The following is a 15,146-nucleotide window of genomic DNA, read 5'->3' on the forward strand; positions in this document are numbered from 1 at the left end:
CCACTGATTCTGATACGATGAATAACATACTCTGGCGGTCTCCTCAAAAACTGTACTTGACGTTGATCACAAACTCCTTTTCCGACAGACGCCCTCGATAATCGGCAATACTCACCCTGAAGCGGTGCTGCCCTTCAGGCAGGATAACGTTTCTTATGAAAAGCCCGGCTTCCGAGACAAATGGTTTTATCCTCGGCGTAAGATCAATTGGGGTGACCTTAAGGCCGGTGACCCGTAGTGATGAAATGTCGGCTCCTTCGCCCGCCTTGGGTTTAAAGGAGATGGCCAGCCGGAAAGGTTTCCGGTCTGTTATCTCCACATTATCCGCACTTATTTCGGGACCTTCAGCAGGGAGTTCGGTAAATCCGGCTTTGCGGCTGTTCGGTAGCGCCGCCTCTTCATCGGTGAGCAGCTGGAGAGAGGGAGCAGTTGGCGGGTCGTCAGATGGCTTTACCAGCCGGTCCAGCACAAATCTAGCCTGCCGGTCGTCGGGAGAGAGACGGAGCGCCTCGGTCAGGGCAGACCTGGCGGTTGCCTCGTCCCCCTTTTCACAGGCCAGCATGCCAAGAGATTTCCAGAGCAAGGCATCCTGGGAAAACTTCCCAGTCCCTTCCCGGAGTATGGCCAACGATCGCTCCTTCTCCTTCATCTCCTGATGGCAGAGGCTCAGATAATAATAGGTATCGGCAGTCGGTACGACTTTCAGCTGTTCGGCAAAGAGCGATGCCGCTTTGCCAAAGTTGCGCTGCCGGAAATAACCGCCCGCCTCGATCATCAGCTCGGCTGACTTCTTTAACCGCTCATCCCGGTTCAACCCGGCATAAGGGTTGCGGACCGGCTCCACCAGCTTTCCGCCCGGCAGCAAGGCATCGTAAACCTTTAGCGGTGCGACGCCAGACAACTTCATATCTTCGATATTCGTGGTACCGAACCAGTTGGGGCCGAGAGTGAAAGGCTGTTTTGCGCTGATGTTCACCTCGTTGTCCAGAATGTTGTTATCCAGCAGTTCGCCCGAGAAGCTGTCTGCAATTATACCGGTCCTGTTCTGAATGATATTCCCTCCGGAAAAACGGCTGGCGGTCCTGGTCAGGCTCAGCCCGGTATCATTGCCGGATACGGTCGTGCCTGAAACCGTAACCGGGGTTACCCCGGTCAACGCCATGCCGATCCTGCACCCGGAAATGATTGCATCGCCAATGCTCCCCTCGGCGTTCTTCAGATCGAACCCGGTGCTTGCCCTCGTAATCCGCAGCCGGTTAACGGCAACCTGTCCGCCATCGACCGTAATGCCGGGCCAGATCTCCTTGCCTGCAGGAACAAACTCCACTGTGGCATCCCCCCCGTGTGCAACCAGCTTGCCGAGTATCGTCAGGCCGGCATTGTCCGCAAAGCGAGTCCTGGCACCACTTGCAAACGTGAGAGTGACCCCGCGCGGCACCAGCAGAGGCGTGGTCACCTGCGCTTCGCCGTCGATCACGGTATCTGCTGTGAGTTCGCCTGACAACTGCCGCGGCTGGGCAGATGCAAGCGCTCCGCGCACCGTTTCGCCGGTCTCGGAATCGTTGCCGGCCCGGTCTACGGCAATCACCCGGTAGAAATACTGCGTGCCGACCTGCGCGGTGCTGTCGCTAAAGAGAGCCTGCTCAGTAAATGTCAGCTCCCGGTATCCGGAAAGAGGCGACTCGCTCCGCTGTACCCGGTACCCCTTCAGGTCCGGACTGCTCTGCACCGCCTGCCAGACCAGTTCCACCGCATCGACCTTTCCTTTTGCCTTCACCCCGCTGACTGCCGGTGGGGCAATGGTGTCGATGGTTATATAGCCGGTCGGATCGAGCCACTGGCTCTCCAGCCCCCCCGGCCGGGTAAGGGTAACGGTCACCGGCATGTCGCGGCAGCCGTCACCCGGCAGAACCGCGTATTCACCGCTATAGATGCCTGGCTGCAGCTCCTTCATCGGAACACCCCGTTTGAAGCTTCCGATGTCAAAGGTTGCCACCAGTCCGGGGTCCCCCTGCATCCCCGCCTTGATAACCCGCCGCGGCCCGAACGGACCCTCGCCGGCATTGGTCAGCACCTCCCTGATCTGTGGACGGTTTTCCGCAGACATCGTCCGGGGCGATGGCAGCTTTCCCATGAACTTGTATGCCAGTTCGTTGACCAGCCGTACCTTCTGGATTTCACGCAGGTTCATGGCAGTAGAGACAGCCGTTACCACCGCTGCCAGCGGCGAGGTCGGGATACCACCTTCGTGGTAGCGGACCGATTCGCGTTGCCGGAACAGCTCCTTCCCGGTCTTGCCGTTGACCAGCCAGACCTCGGCTTCAATCCCGAGCTGGGAGTAGACCCCGGCATAAACGAATATATAATCAGTCACCTTGCCGTACAACAGGCCGTCAATACCGATTGCCGCCGAAAGTTCCAGTGCGGGCAGTTCCCGCACGATTTTTCCGGAGGATTTCTCCAAACGGACCAGTTTCTCGTCGATGACCGGCAGTTTTACATCAACGTAGTTTTTCGAGGAGAAGTGATTGGCGAAATTCCGGCGGACCATGGCGTCCAAACCAGGTTCTGCGGTTTCATTCACAAAGGGGAGTATAGCTACTTGGCGGGGGAATTCGTCTTCGCGGATTTCCTGTATCCCCTGGCCGTACTGCTCGACCTTGAGAGTCGGGGCGCAGGCAGTGAGAAGAAAGAGGCAGACCAGCAGCAATCGTTTCATGGCATCCCCCGCAACGGTTGGACAAACAGGTACAGATTTTCAGAGCTGCTTTGCAGTTACCTTGAAGACAAAATCATACGGGAGGATATCCTCCCACTGCCATCCCCTGGCGGTTGAGCGGGTGTCGTCCGGGCCGCTGTACGGCTTGCCCGGCGTGTAGTACCAATTCATGATCGCCTCGCCGGAACGGCGAAACACGATCCAGTACTTGCCCGGTTTGAACGGTCCAGCCTCGGTCGGCACCGGGAAGTCGAGCCAGCCGTATCCCGGAAGCTTCCTGACCTGTTCCAACGGGATCGGCCTGGTGCGTACGCCGTTCATAAGTGCCGGCCGGCCGTTGTCGTCCGCCGCGATGTCCAGGTATACCGTGCCGTCGCCACCGAACTTCTTCATGCCGATGGAAACGGTCTGCAGGGTCATCAACCGATCCACGATAAACGCCTGGGCATAGACGGCAGTAGAGGTTACATATTCCGCGGTCTCGCGCTCCAGCGCCAACTCCCCGCTATTGCCGGTAATGGTCTGCAGGGACAGTTTCTCCGGCAGGCGCGGGTTGCCGAACACCACCAGACCGCTGTCGTCGGCCTTCGGCGCGGGCTTGACCATTTGCGGCTTCGGTTGCGGCTTTGGCGGCGGCACCGGAGAGGGTGGGGGCGGTTTAGGCCTGGCAGGCTCTACGACCGGAGGGGGCGGCAGCGGCTCGGGTTCTGCTCCGGTCATCCGGTTGCTGGCCATGTACCCGCGAGGCTCGTTGCCGGTCCCTTTCAGACGCAGATCGATAACGTCGCGACCGAAACTGCTGCTGATGACAGTGGAAAATACCGGGAGTTCCGGTGCTCCCCGCCAGGAGACGCCGATGTTGGCGCATTCCGGGCCGTGGCTGAACTTGATGTGGCGCGTGGAGGTGAACTGCCTTGACTGCTGCGGGTCGTAAGGCAGCCAACCGAGTTCCGGATACCAGATCTCCAGCCAGGCGTGCATCCCCTCCCCCATCCCCTGGACAATGACCGAGCCCAGGTCGTCGGTCGGTATCCGCCATTTGTCCTTCAGTGTCAAACCGACCGCTGCCCGGGCAGGTATTCCGGAAGCCCGCAGCAAGGCGATGGCGAGATGGGCAAAGTTCTGGCAGTTGCCGGTCCCGGATTGCAGGGCAAAGAGCGCGTCATAGGAGCTGGGGGGTGTTTCGTAGACAATATGATCGGCAACGAAGTTGAGGATCGCCGCCACTGCCTGCGGCTGGCTCGTTGCCCCTGCGGTCAACGCCGCGGACCGTGCCCTGATCCCGGGGTGGTCGCTCTGCACCAGTTTGGACGGTTGCAGATAGACCCGATGCTCGGCAGACACCCCTTTTAGCGGGAACGGCGCCGTTACGGTCACAGGCCTGAGCTCCGCGGCAATGACGGTGGTAAAGCTGACCTCGCCGGTTATAGTGGATGTTATGTTGTTCCAGGTGAGCACCTTGAAACGGTTCCCGTATTTGTCGGTCTCATCATTGACTGCAGTAGGCCGGGGATCGAATATGAAGCCGCTATTGAGCGCGTTCTGCGAAAATCCATGCACATTAACGGTCGCCGGTAACGGATAACGGTAGACAATCTCACTGAGCGGCTTATCCACGCCAAAGCTTACCCGCTGCCGAACAGCCACTTCGGTGTCCAGCTTCCCTTCCAGCAGAAGGGTCCTGGCGTGGGCCGGAAACGGGACCAGAAGCAGACCGAGCAGAATAATCGAACAAAACCGTTTCATTGTTACCTCAGAAACCGTTATTCAGTTTCTTCCGGAATTGCCGGGATGAACTTTGCGACAACATCCGGATCAAACTGGGTGCCGCTGCAGCGGAGCAGTTCCGCAAAAGCTTCGGCCGGGGTCAAAGCCTTCCTGTAAGGACGGTCGGTGGTCATGGCATCGAACGTGTCCGCAACGGCAATGATCCGGGCAAACATCGGAATATCCTCCCCGGAAAGCCGGTCAGGGTAACCGTTGCCATCAAACCGTTCATGGTGGGCCATAACGCTGGGGATGACATTCCTGAGAGCCTTGATATTGCTCAGGATCTCGGCCCCCTTTTTCGAGTGCTCGCTCATCAGTGCGGCCTCTTCCCTTGTCAGCGGCCCTTCCTTGCAGAGAATGGCGTCCCTTACCCCGATCTTGCCGATGTCATGCAGTATCGCGGAGAGGAGCAGGATCTCCATGTCATTTTTGCCCAGTTGCAGCGCTGTGCCGATTGACTGACAGTAATGCCTGACCCTCTGGGTGTGGCCGCCGGTATAGGTGTCCCTGCTTTCCAAAGCGTCTGCCAGGGCCAGGACAATCCCGAAAAATGCCTCCCGCAGCTCCTCGTGCAGATTGGCGTTTTCAACCGCAGAAGCGACCAGATCGGAGAGCGAGACGAACAGGTCGAGGTCTTCCTGGGTAAATGGCCCGGTAATCTTGTTTACTGCCTCCAGGACCCCAAGAACCCTGCCCTGGAACAGAAGCGGAACCGCGATGATCGACCGGGTTTCAAAGCTTGCCGCCTTGTCCACGGCAGAATAGAATCTCGGGTCGCTGCCGGCATCATTGACGATCTGCGGCACGGCATTGGTTGCCACCCAGCCGGCTACCCCCTGATCGAGGCCGATCCGGACCTTTTTCAGAAGCGTTCCGGTCTCGCCGGCCACCACGTCGAAATACAGCTCGTTCGTGTTCCTGTCGATCAGCATCATGCTCCCTTCTTCGGCATTAAGAAGGGTTTTAGCAGCCTCGATAGCCCTCATCCTGATAACGGACTGATCCAGCGAAGAGTTGATCAGCGAGGCAAGCCCCACCAGCTGTTTGAATTTTTCGATCTGAATCCCGTTGTCAGTTGAAATCCTGTCCGTTGACTCCATAATCCCCCTCGGTTTCAAATAGTATTAACGGGAATACCCGTCAGATAAGCGCAAACAAAAATATTACTTGCCCGGAGGGACATAGACCCCATCCCAATCCCCGGATGGCGGCGACGCAAGATAGTCATCGCAGCGAGCGGTGTAAACAAAGGCAACAGGATCACCACTTCGCTCTGCCAGTTCTGAGAACGCTTCCCTGGCCTCGGAGAACATCCTGTTCCGATACATGGTCATGGCCGAGCCAAACTCATCGGCATACACTAACGGCTGTTCGAGGAGTTCGTAGACAGTGGTCACACCTTTCCTCCCCTTGACTCTGACCCGGTCGATCTCTCTGAAGAAGTGACTGCTGCCCGAGGCCTTAACCGTGGCCGCGCTCGCCAGTATCCTGGTGCCAAAGTATTTGTTCAGTCCTTCCAGACGCGAGGCCAGATTCACCGCATCACCGACCGCCGTGTACTGAAACCTGCGCTCGGCCCCGATATTCCCGACTATTACCACCCCGCTGTTGATGCCGATACCGATATCGATTTCCGGCAGGCCGGATGCCAGGAACTCGGCATTCAGTGTTTGCAGGCGCTCCGTCATCCTGACTGCGCACCGGCACGCCCGCGAGGCATGATCCGGAGTGTCCAGCGGGGCGTTGAACAGCGCCACTATTTCGTCGCCGACATACTGAATAAGCGTTCCGTGCTCTTCCATGACAATCTCGGTCATTGCGGAGAGATAGCGGGACAGCAGGGATACCACCCCTTCCGGTCCCAGCTTTTCGGAAATCGTGGAAAACTTTCTCATATCGGAGATGATAACGGTCACCTCCCGGCTAACGCCACCGAGCTTCAACATTTCGGGCCGTTTTACCAGCTCCCGCACCAGATCGGCCGAGACATACGAGCTGAAAGCCTTCTTCAGATAGCGGGCCTGGCGGTCAAGAATCAGGCTCCGGTACGATTCGGAACAGACATAGGTCATCCCGAGGGCAAGGGTCGGGAAGAATAGACTGATATCGAACCGGAACAGGGAGAACATCAGAAAGTTGCCGCCGAGGAACAGTCCCTCGGCAAGAACGAAGGCAGCAAGGGCAAAGAGCGCCCTGCGGGACAACGCGATGGCCAGGAATTGCAGGAACGGCAGCAGGAATATCGCAGCCATCTCGATGCCATAGGTCCGGCTGTCGTGAATCAGAAACCGCTGCTCCAGAATATTCGAGGCAGCAGTCGCCAGTATCTCCACGCCGGGAAAAGAGGGGTCAAACGGGGTGATCCGCAGGTCGGAGATCCCGGTCTCCGTTACCCCGAGGAATACCAACCGGTCGTGAAGCGCCCCGCGGGGGAGTTTATTGAGAACAAGATCTGATGCCGAATAGATCGGAACCGTGCCACCAGGGCCATAAAAGCAGAGGCTTAGCCGCCCGTCCTCAGCCGCCGGCAGTGTAATCCCGCCTATTGACAAGGAACGAAGGCCGAAAGGAGCGATTGTTGCGGCAACCGGGGCGTTCAGGTAGGCAGAGACCGACATCAGGGCGAGCGATGGGAACATTTCCCCCTTGAACCGGCATAACAGCGGCGTGGAACGCACGACTCCGTCCCGATCGGGGAGTTGGTTGAAAAACCCCAGCGCTTGCCCCTCCCGAGCGATAAGGCCGGTATTGAGTTCCACGAACGGGAAATCAGGGATCGTCCCGGCATCGGCGCCGGGTTCAAGTCGTACCATCTTGATCCGTGACAAGGAAAGGAGTTCCAGGGAGCGGGGAGCCGGCTCAGTCTGTTCGACCCGGAAAAAATAGCCGGCAATCACCCGATCCGAAGCAGACATCGACCTGACCAGCAACTGGTCGTCCTGTGGCGTCTGAGGCTCAGAAAACACCATATCCAGGGCGACTACCCGTGCCCCGGCAGAGATGATCGCCGTTACCAGCTCGCTGATCCTGGCGCGGGGCCAGGGCCAGCGGCCGAGATCCTTTACACTGCGGTTGTCTACGGCAACGATGGCAACACGCGGGTCCGGAGGTTGCGCTCCACGCAGCCTGAGGCGTGTGTCCTTGAGAATGAGGTCTGTTTCCGTAAGAAAGGGGATGGCGGAACGGTACAGCAAAAAGGTAGCCAGGGCCGAGGCGACGGCCAGGATCAGATACAGCAGAAACTTTCGCCTGAACAGATCCACCGTCACCGGCCTCCGGATTGCGGCCCGCCAGTCGGCTTAAGAACGGGCCCTCTGCCCGGCGGCGGTTCGGGTGGCAGTTCCTGCCTGATCCGATTGATCAGTGTCCGGGCGTTCTGCCCATACATCCCGTCGGGATAACGGGTCAGATACCGTTCAAACAGGTCGAGGGCGGTTGTGAATTCTTCCCGGTCGAACCGGAGCTGCGCCGAGTAGTACAGGGCGGCCTCGGCCTGGGGCCGCCCGGGATACTCGCTCAGCAGCTTGGCGTAGGCGTCCAGTGCGGCGGTCTGATCGCGTAGGAACCGGCCATTGACGCTCCCCTGTTCGAGAAGACTATCGGCCCTGACGCCTTCGTTGGCAGCCAGGTCGAATGCCGCCTGGAGCAACTCCAGGGCCTGCCCGTATTCCCCCTTGTCTATCAGGTAATGGGCATAGTTGATATCCCAGCGTGCGATGATGTCCGGTAGATTATCGCTCTCGGTCCATTCGGCCGGGGGGAGTTCGCCGGTCGCCGCGTTGAAGACCATCTGCGCCTTCTGAAGGGTGGAGTCCGGCTCGACTTTCACCGGCGCGATCGGCTTATGCCCCCTCGTGGTCTGGGTCATGGTGCCGGCGTCAAGGTCGGTGGCGCCGTCGCTGTTCCCGGCGACCGTCACCCGCCCTTCATTACCGAAAAAGACGTTTACCGGACCCTTGTTGAGCATCAGGAATTCCGTACCCTTCACCCCCGCAACCGCAGTCCGGCTTTTAATGCGGATATCCGTCTGCTGGCCGGCCAGCTTGACGATGCTCGCCCTGATCTTCCCCACCAGAAGTGAGAGCAGCCCCTCTCTCTTGTCCCCGGTCAGCCGCAGGGTTGCCAGTTCCAGTTCGGTATTGTTGGCAAGCGCCAGCGTGCTGCCGTCCGACAGTTTAAGAAGCAGCCAGCCATTGGCACCGGTCTTTACAAAGCTGCCGCCACTGAGTTTGGTCCCTGCCGGGAGCGGTTGGTAAGGTTCGGTATCCGAACCTTTCACAAAGACCGCACCGCTCGTCTTAAACGCAACAGCCGGATATTCGGCCGCCTGAACCTGGATGGCCAAAGCAAAAAGCAGAAACAACACCGTAATGAATCTTCCCATGGATGCCTCACTGGTCTGCTGATAACGCACGGTCGCTGGGACTGCAACCGTTTCTGAGAACCTGATGGCCGAAGATACTGCAGGGTCACGGTAGGCCATATCCCTTGCGTGGGAACTGTCAAAACCTCCAGGGCTTTATTTCAGGACAAAGGCCACCTTGGCTGCGGCCAGGAAGTTTCCTTTCTGGTTGGCGGAAAAGAGCGTTACCGCATCATTGTCCGAGACCTGCAGGTCGCAAAAGTTTGTAGCGCCGGAGGCCTTGATGATCAGCGGATTCTTTACCCCTCGTTTCTCCAACGCCGCCCTGGCTTTGTCTACGCTGTTGGTGTACTCCCCGCATCCCTGTTCGACCAGGACCTTCTGACTCACCTTGGCGGGATCATATATTACCTCGCCATTCTGGGTGAATATCCGGTTGATGAGCGCCGGACGGAACTGATGCTCGGTGGCATCTACGATCAGCCCGTCGTAGGCCTGCTCAAGCTTGACAGTATCCCCCCTGAAGACCGGCTTGTCGGTGGCGACCGCTTTCTTGAAGGCGGGATCGCTGTTCATCTTGTTGTAAAGGTGCGAAGCAAACCCATCCGGACCATGCATGCCGATCTTGACGATGGCAATGGCAATGTCTTTTTCCTTGCTGTAATCCTGGAAGACCACCTGTACCCCTTTGACATAGGCGGCAGTGGCGGAGCGGACCATGTCCTTTACCGTGACCCCCTGATTGACCACGGTGTCGCTGGCAAGGGCAAAACCTTCAAGGTATTCGGCCACGGCCCTCTGGGCCGAGACCACTGCGGCCCGCTTGGCCATCCCTTCCTTCTGTGCCGGGCTCTCGTGCTGAGGGTTGCCATATCCTTCGCCGTAGAAGAGGATCGTCTCCTGCATGAAGGCGGCCGCATCGTCACGGGCGGACGGGCTGCCGGTAAGGGAGAGGTTTTCCTTCTTCAGCCACTGGTTGGCCTTGGTAAAGGTCTCGTCCAGTTGGATGGTGTCGGCCTGAGCGGCCACAGCATATGCAAGTGTTGCAACAATGGCGAACAATATCTTTTTCATCAGTATATCCTCCTTGAAAGTAATGAACGTTCGAGTGGAACCGAAGATTTTTCGTCCTGGCGAGGCTGTCAAGGGAGTGCGCGGAGGCGTAGCAGCGCTACGCCGCACAAGCGCTACCGAAGACTTACGCAGCCAGGGCGGAAAAGAGCGGTTCCTAGTAGATGTTTATCTTCTGTTTGAGCATCCGCATCGCCAACAACGCCTCAGCGCCGTCAACGGCGTCGTTGATCCTGAATTCGCCGGACAGCTCACTCTCCATGATGCTGCGGGTGGTCATGTTCATGACGGCATTGTACTGGGCGGAGGTGGTCTTGACATCGGGAAACGGGCTTTTGTCCTGACCGAAGTAAGCAGTGGCCAGTTTCTCGTCGCCGGTGAGTTTGATCAGGATATCTTCAAGGATGAACGCCAGCTCGCCGCGGCTTACGAAGTCGCCGGGCTTGAACAGATAGGCCCTGGTGGCGTCGTCGGACTTGGGCTCCATACCGCGCACCTTCCATTTCATCAAGGTCAGCACTTCTTCCCTGTAGGGATGGTTCAGCATGTCGGCCGGAGTGAATTCCGCCTGGGGCGACTTGGACAGCGGAATCCGGCCAGCCATCAGTTTGTCGATCTTCAGCTCGTCGATGAGCAGGGCGGCCAGGTCGGCCCTGCTTACAGCGTCTTTGACGGCGATCTTCTTCCCGACATCACCAACGGTCAACCCGGACATGGCGCGGACGATCTTGTCCACTTTTTTCCACCCCTTGTCGGCCTTCTCATGCCATTTACCCTCGCGTTTGGCGTTCAGCACCTCGGCAAAGGTGTCGCGGGCCTTGATAAAATCCAACCCCTCCAGATAGGCAACCCCCATGAAGTAGGTGGCTGCCTCGGTCCCCAAGTAGTAGATCAGGTTCCGCTCATCCACCTTCAGTGTCCTGGCGTCCCGGTAGGCGTCCTCTGCCTCGGCGAGCCACCCTTTCGGTTTCATGGCGGTCTGGGTGCGGATGGCGGCAACATGATAATCGAAATACTCGTCCGGCTTGTCCGCGAACTTCCTCCCCTTTGCCAGGCTTTCGCCGACCCGTTCAATCTCGGTGGCGCGGAAAGCGGCATCAGTCTGGACCTTCACCTTCTCGCCGCCCACAATGGCCAGGCCGTCATAGGCATTGGGGTACTCTTCGTTACAGTAGAGGGCACGGTCGAACTTCTCCTGCGCCACGGCCGGCTTTCCTTCTTCAAGGGCCTTCATGCCCATCAGGTAGTGATGCTGAGGGGTGTCGGTGTCGCCGGTGCATTTCGCCACTTTGGTCGTGCACCCGCTTAATGCCAGAACTCCGGATACCGCCAACAGTGTCAGGTACGTCGTCTTCTTCATATCCCACCTCCTGGTTTCTATTGCAGCCGAATTGAATCACCAGCTTCATCCCGCTTGAATAGTAAAGACGGACAGATGGAAAATACTGCTCAAAAATGCAGCAACGGATAGCGGACCGCTACCTCGGGCCTAATTGTCGGCCGGCGCCGGCAGGACAATCCTGAACCCGTGGTCCTCGGACGTTTTCCCTTTACGGTGGCTGTCGCGCGAAACGTTCTTCATCCTTTCAGCCTTGGTCTCGCAACTCCCCCCCCTGCGGACAGCCGACCAGCTCCAGCGGGTATCGGCCGCAACCGGGTTGTTTTTGTCGAGCTTCTTGTACGCGTCGGAGTTATAACTGTCCTCGACCCATTCCCAGACATTGCCGGTCATGTCGTAAATACCGAGCCTGTTCGGTTTCTTCTTCCCGACCGGGTGGGTCTTGCCGTCGGAATTCCCCTTGTGCCAGGCATACGCGTCGAGCCCCGCCTCATTATCAATGCCTGACCAGACAGTATTACCGCCACGGTCACGCGCGGCGTATTCCCACTCCGCCTCAGTCGGCAGGCGGTAGCACCTGCCGGTAAGCGCAGAAAGTTTTTCGCTGAATTTCCTCGCATCCTCCCAGTTCACACGCTCAACCGGATAATCGCCTCCCCCCTTGTTTTCCGACGGGTTCTGCCCCATGATCCTGCCCCATTCCTTCTGGGTAACCTCGTATTTCCCGATGTAAAAGCTGTCCAGGCAGACCTCATGGGGCGGAGCATCCTTGCTGCCGCCCTCGCTGCTCCCCATCTGGTAGCATCCCCCCTTCACGAACACGAACTTCATTCCGGTCTCCGGGTCGGTTTCAGCGGCAGAGCGGCTCAACCCCACATTCCGGCAAGCAACCTTCTTAGGAGGCTCGGGAGACACCGGTTTAGAAACCGGTTCTGGTGCCGGCTCTGGCAGACCCGGCTCAGACCGGGGCGGTTCCGGTTCCGGTTCCAATGGCGGCTGTGCAGGCGGCGGCTGGGGAGAAAGCTTGTCCTGGTCCGATTCCTGGGAGACGCGGAATCCCATCACTTCCAGGACCAGCATGTTGCCGTTTTCGTCATAGTAGGGATAAACCATTATTTCCCGCGGGCTCCGGACGATATAGTACCCCTGCTTGTCCACGGCGCCGGCAAGCACCCCGCTGTCCACAACGCTGAGGCTCAGGAACTGCTCGCGCTTCGAGTAGGTGGTCCGCAGGTTCTGGTAAAAATCCTGGGCAAGCCGCTGGATCTCCCTCTCGGGATCGCCGGCGCCAATCACCACCCCCTTTGCAGAAACCATCTCTTTGGCCTTTTCCGCAAGGCTGGCATTGACAACCACGCCGATATTCCGGTCCACATGACCGATAGCATCATCCAGGCAGGATTCGGCCACCAGGTTGCATCGGTATCCTACCTGCTCATAGATCTCCGAGAGCCTTTTCCTCAAATCCTCGATCTTCCGGTTCGTGGCCTTTATCTCGTCATCCTTTTCCTTCAACCGCCTGGCAAGCTGGGCGAGCAGTTCGCCCGACTTCTTGTTCGCCTGGGCGTTCCCCTGCTGGACCACGTTCTGCCAGACCGAGACAATCTCCTCCAGCGAACGCATCTTCTCCGTCGCATAGGTGTTGCTCGTGTACTTGGCAAGCTCCTTTTTGAAAAAGAGCGCATTGTTTTCGAGAGAAAGGAGATCGGCAACATATCCCCTGACACCCGCCCCGGAACTCCGTTGATTGCGAATAGGTCCGGAAAGGGGATTCACCTTCACAACCGCGACATACAGAAGCTGCGACTTGCCCAGAAACGACTTGCGGTCCTCGAAGGCCACTACCTCGACGTCCATTTCGCCCGATGTCTCGGCCACCACCCGGTCGAACACCAACCGGCTTTCTTCCACCACTGAAACCGAATTGACCGCGACCCCGCGAAGGTCGTGGATTGCCTGAGGAGAGATCAGTTTCTTCGCCTTGTCGAGCAGTTTGTCCCGAGGGGTTTTGAGATCCGCTTCGAGGACCACGGCATAAAGCCCCTTCAGGCTGACCTGCGACAGGTCTTTGCTCAAGGTCTTCCTGATGTTGATCTTTTCCGCCTCCAGGGCCTTTAACGTATCGATATGCGCCTTTATGTTGCGCATCCCTTCCATGGACGCCTTGTCGCGCAGCAGCACGGATCCTTTATCCTGAAAGCCGAGGAGACGGCTGGAGATCAGGCTCTGGCACGCCTTGACATTACTTTCAACCTGGGCGATCTGATCGGTGGTAAACGCCTTGGAGAGATCGATCGAGAAGGCCCCCCTCTCGACGCTCTCGGCGGGGAAAAGCTGCCCTCTCAAAGGAAGATCGCAGGGGGAACTTGCAGCCGGGACAGATGTCTTGAGAACCTTGGGCCGCTCTTTTGCTGCAAAGCTGGAACCGGGTAGAACCAGCAATACGGAAAGCAGTAGCACGATGAAATTGCCAATAATTCTGATGCCAGGATTCCGGTACATAAAGATCCCCTTTTGACAAAGCCACAGGCACAAACTCCTCGTTACAGCGGCACGACAGCCGCTTTCAGGGGATCATGCCATTAAGCAAGACTAACACTTATCCATGAATCTTCAACCCGTTCTGCATGCTAAAGATCGGGTTTGGCCAAATCGTTTTGACCTGTAAACGACAAAGCGCCATGGTTGCCCATGGCGCTTTGTGTCACTATCATGCCTTGCCGGTTTCCGTCTGCTCAGGCAGCGGCCTGGCTGCCGCCTCCCTGCATCGATTCCATATCTTCAAAGGTAAAGACCTTGTCGATATTGAGGATCATGATGAAGGTCTCGTTATGCTTGCCCATGCCGATCAGGAACTCGGTGTTGAGCTTGGTCCCGATCCGCGGCGCCGCTTCGATCTGCTCCGGCTCCAGTTCCAGGACCTCCTGAACCGAATCCGCCAAGGCCCCGACTATGGAGGTGTCGCCGTCCAGGGCGATCTCCATGACGATGATGCAGGTGTTGACGGTCTTTTCCGTGGCGGTCATCCCGAATTTGAGCCGCATGTCAACCACCGGTACGACGCTCCCCCTGAGATTGATAACGCCCCGCATGAAATCAGGAGTCTGGGGGACTTTGGTGACCGTGGTGAAGTCAAGGATCTCGCGGACCTTGGCGACGTTGACGGCAAAGACTTCATCACCGAGCTTGAAGGTGAGGCACTGTATCGTTTCCGTTATCCCTGTTACGCTCATTTTAACCTCCGTGAATAACTTCTGTGAATAGTGAATGGTTAGTTTCTTTTCTTCACCTTTCACTATTCACCTTTCACCGCCTCTAGTATTTCTCGAATTCCTTATCCAGGTGGTCTTTCCCCAGGTTAAGCCCGAAACCGCTCTCATTGACGGCTATCTTCCTCTGCGCCTTGGCTACCAGCTGCTTGGGCTTGGCCTTTTCAACCGCTTGTGACTGTGGCTGCGCCGGCAGTTCCGATTGCCGCTGGCTGCTCCTAAGGTCCGACAGGTCGAGTTTGAAGAAGCCGATGGAGCTGATCAGCTGATCGGCCTGGCCGGATAACCCGGTGGCGGTGGAGGCCATCTCTTCGGCAACGGCGGCGTTCTGCTGGATGACCTGATCGAGCTGCTGGATGGCTTTGTTGATCTGCTCGGCGCCGGTGTCCTGTTCTTTGCTGGCGGCAGAGATCTCCTGCACCAGTTCGGCGGTCCGCTGGATGTCGGGCAGGATGCCGGCGAGCATGGCACCGGCCTTTTCCGCGACCTCGACGCTGGAGCCGGACAGCTCGCTGATCTCGCCGGCGGCGTTCTGGCTCCGTTCGGCCAGTTTCCTGACCTCGGAGGCGACGACTGCGAACCCTTTGCCGTGTTCGCCGGCACGCGCCGCTTCGA

General features: G+C 58.0%; 10 protein-coding genes. All 10 read right to left on the reverse strand.

Features of this window, described 5'->3' with window-relative positions:
• Nucleotides 1-43: 43 nt before the first annotated feature.
• Entirely contained in the window at nucleotides 44-2,719 is a 2,676-nt protein-coding gene (locus OR1_RS20730) for a GNA1162 family protein (protein WP_052440347.1), read from the reverse strand.
• 39 nt (nucleotides 2,720-2,758) lie between these two features.
• Nucleotides 2,759-4,465, reverse strand: a complete 1,707-nt coding sequence (locus OR1_RS08560) for a transglutaminase family protein (protein ID WP_041971272.1) — start codon at nucleotides 4,463-4,465, stop codon at nucleotides 2,759-2,761.
• Nucleotides 4,466-4,482: 17 nt separating this feature from the next.
• The gene (locus OR1_RS08565; protein WP_041971273.1) at nucleotides 4,483-5,589 is read right to left on the reverse strand and encodes an HD-GYP domain-containing protein; all 1,107 of its coding nucleotides are present in this window, start codon (nucleotides 5,587-5,589) and stop codon (nucleotides 4,483-4,485) included.
• 63 nt (nucleotides 5,590-5,652) lie between these two features.
• Entirely contained in the window at nucleotides 5,653-7,752 is a 2,100-nt protein-coding gene (locus tag OR1_RS08570) for a CHASE2 domain-containing protein (protein ID WP_041971274.1), read from the reverse strand.
• A gap of 2 nt (nucleotides 7,753-7,754) precedes the next feature.
• The gene (locus OR1_RS08575; protein ID WP_160295231.1) at nucleotides 7,755-8,873 is read right to left on the reverse strand and encodes a FecR domain-containing protein; all 1,119 of its coding nucleotides are present in this window, start codon (nucleotides 8,871-8,873) and stop codon (nucleotides 7,755-7,757) included.
• A gap of 135 nt (nucleotides 8,874-9,008) precedes the next feature.
• Nucleotides 9,009-9,926 carry a hypothetical protein gene (locus tag OR1_RS08580; protein ID WP_041971275.1) on the reverse strand — a complete coding sequence of 306 codons (918 nt, stop codon included), beginning with the start codon at nucleotides 9,924-9,926 and terminating at the stop codon, nucleotides 9,009-9,011.
• 154 nt (nucleotides 9,927-10,080) lie between these two features.
• Nucleotides 10,081-11,283, reverse strand: a complete 1,203-nt coding sequence (locus OR1_RS08585; protein ID WP_041971276.1) for an S-layer homology domain-containing protein — start codon at nucleotides 11,281-11,283, stop codon at nucleotides 10,081-10,083.
• A gap of 129 nt (nucleotides 11,284-11,412) precedes the next feature.
• Nucleotides 11,413-13,764 (reverse strand): formylglycine-generating enzyme family protein, encoded by a 2,352-nt coding sequence (locus OR1_RS20735; protein ID WP_052440349.1) that lies wholly within the window; start codon nucleotides 13,762-13,764, stop codon nucleotides 11,413-11,415.
• Between the two features lie 233 nt (nucleotides 13,765-13,997).
• Nucleotides 13,998-14,495 carry a chemotaxis protein CheW gene (locus tag OR1_RS08595; protein WP_041971277.1) on the reverse strand — a complete coding sequence of 166 codons (498 nt, stop codon included), beginning with the start codon at nucleotides 14,493-14,495 and terminating at the stop codon, nucleotides 13,998-14,000.
• A gap of 82 nt (nucleotides 14,496-14,577) precedes the next feature.
• A partial coding sequence (locus OR1_RS08600) for a methyl-accepting chemotaxis protein (protein ID WP_041971278.1) occupies nucleotides 14,578-15,146 on the reverse strand: 569 nt, incomplete at its 5' end.

Origin of the sequence: Geobacter sp. OR-1 (assembly GCF_000813145.1) — a bacterium.
GTDB lineage: Bacteria > Desulfobacterota > Desulfuromonadia > Geobacterales > DSM-12255 > Geoanaerobacter.